This window comes from Roseinatronobacter ekhonensis (assembly GCF_900499075.1).
GTDB classification, from domain to species: domain Bacteria; phylum Pseudomonadota; class Alphaproteobacteria; order Rhodobacterales; family Rhodobacteraceae; genus Roseinatronobacter; species Roseinatronobacter ekhonensis.
Map to the genome: position 1 here is coordinate 1 of NZ_UIHC01000137.1, position 2,088 is coordinate 2,088.

The 2,088-nt window shown below is 70.2% G+C and carries 3 protein-coding genes; all 3 read right to left on the reverse strand.

Features of this window, described 5'->3' with window-relative positions; translation table 11 throughout:
* Nucleotides 1–386 (reverse strand): head maturation protease, ClpP-related (locus ROE7235_RS19370; protein ID WP_183073599.1); only part of this gene is annotated, 386 nt, incomplete at its 3' end.
* A 4-nt stretch (nt 387–390) separates the two neighbouring features.
* Nucleotides 391–1,920, reverse strand: a complete 1,530-nt coding sequence (locus tag ROE7235_RS19375; RefSeq protein WP_245964048.1) for a phage portal protein — start codon at nt 1,918–1,920, stop codon at nt 391–393.
* A gap of 3 nt (nt 1,921–1,923) precedes the next feature.
* The gene (locus tag ROE7235_RS21055) at nt 1,924–2,076 is read right to left on the reverse strand and encodes a phage head-tail joining protein (protein ID WP_121097652.1); all 153 of its coding nucleotides are present in this window, start codon (nt 2,074–2,076) and stop codon (nt 1,924–1,926) included.
* Nucleotides 2,077–2,088 lie beyond the last annotated feature (12 nt).

Genomic DNA, 2,088 nt, shown 5'->3' on the forward strand with positions numbered 1-2,088 from the left:
ATCTTGTCCAGCGTCCCGGCCATCTCGCGCATGTCCGCCGCCGTGCCCATGACGAGGCCGGAGGGATCGTGGATCATCAGGAAGGCATTCTCGGGCATGACGATCTCGTCGCCCGCCATCGCGATGTAGCTGGCGGCCGAGGCCGCGATCCCGTCGATCCAGACGGTGACGCTGCCGGCGTGGCGGCTCAGCGCGTTGTGGATCGCGACCGCGTCGAAGACCGAGCCGCCGGGGCTGTTCAGCCGCAGATCGATCGCGGTCTCGTCCGGCAGCGCGCCGAGTTCGGCGAGGAAGCCCTTGGCCGAGACGCCATAGGCGCCGATCTCGTCATAGATCAGCACCTCCGCGCCGCCGTCGCGGGCGCGGATCGTGTACCAGCTGTTCATGATGTCACTCCTGATTGGTGGCGCGGTCGGTCGCGGCCGCATCGATGTCGTCACCGCTGTCATCTGCCGACCCATCGCCCGGATCGGGCCGCGTTGCCGGCGTCGCCCGCGCGCCCTGCGTCTCGCCGGGGCTGGTGCGGTAGCGCAGGCCGAGCCCCTCGGCGCGCGCCGTGTCCGTCGCGTTCTCGCGGTCGACCTCCTCGACATCGTAGCCGGTGGCCTCCACCACCTTGCGCCGCGAGGTGATGCCCGCCTCCATCGCCAGCACCTGCGCCTGGATGTCCTTCAGCGGATCGACCCAGTCCCAGCGGGGCGGGATCCACTGCACCATTTGGGCGACGGCCGGGTCGGGCAGATCCAGCCGGCCTGCCAGCCGCGCCGTTTCCAGCCAGCGCGCCCAGACCGGGCGGCAGAGCTGATGCGCGATCACCCCGTGCTGGAGCTGCTGCACGCGACGCCGGAACTCGACGAGCTCGGCCCTCAAGCTCGAATAGTTGGCCTGGCGCACGTCACCGGTGACCAGGTGATACGGCAGCCCCAGCGAGGCCGAGACGCCGAGCAGCGTGCGGTACTGGAACGCCTCGTAGCTGCTGCCCACATCCGCCGGTGACGAGAACTTCACGTCCTCGCCCGGCAGCAGGACCTGCAGCGTCCCCGGCTCGAGGCTGGCGATGGCCGCGCCGTCGGGGTCGGCCTCCTCCGTGCCTATCATAGGCTCTTCGGGCGCCGTCTTGGTGATGAAGCCCGCGAACATCGCCGCGGTCTTCTTCCGGTCGAGCTCGGCGTCGTCGTACTGGTCCAGCAGGAAAAGCCGCACCATGGCGGGCGCGACATGCGGCAGGCCGCGGATCTGCCCGGCATCGAGCGGGCGATAGACGTGAAGGACGTCAGCCGCCGGCACACGCACCGTCTCCGGCACCGCCACGCGCCGGTCCGTGCTGTCGCCCGGATGGCTGCGGCGGAAGTGATAGGCCACCCGCCTGCCGATGGCGTCGAACTCGATCCCGCAGCGGATGCGGTTGCCGTTGGCTGCCGTCTCGGTCTTCTCGAAGGGCAGCATCTCGGATTGCAGGAGCTGCAGTTGCAGCGGCACGAGCAGACCGTCCTCGGTGCGACGTGGGCGCAGCCGCACGAAACACTCGCCCGCGACGAACATCTCTCGCGCGACCATGGCCTGAAGGCCGTAAAAGTCCGTCAGCCCGTCCGCGTCCGCCTCGTCGGTCCAGGCGAGCCAGAGCCGCTGGACCTGGTCCCGAAGCTCCGCGTCGTCGATCAGCGAAGACGGCTTGATGCCGTCGCCGACGAGATTGGCGGCGAAGGCCTCGCAGGCATTGGCGGCATAGCCGTTGGTGACCACCAGTTCGCGCGCCCGCGCCAGCAGCTTTGGGCCGCCCGAGGCGACGAGCGCGTTGACGTTCTCCAGCGGCGGGTTCCAGCCGCGCAACCGGCGCCGGGACATCGCCCCTTCGAGGCGCGCACGCATGCCCGCAGGGCCGCCGGCGGGCTGGCGGCGGAACCGGTCGAACAGCCCCATGGATCACAGCCCCTTCGTCGACGTCACACGCAGCTGCCGCACGATCCGCCGGCCCTCGGCCGCGGCGATCTCGCGGTCCAGCGCCTCGATGGCGCGGTCGATCTCGACCACGCTGCGATACTCGACGGTCTTGCCGTCATAGCTGACCCGCGCCACGCCGGAGGAGCG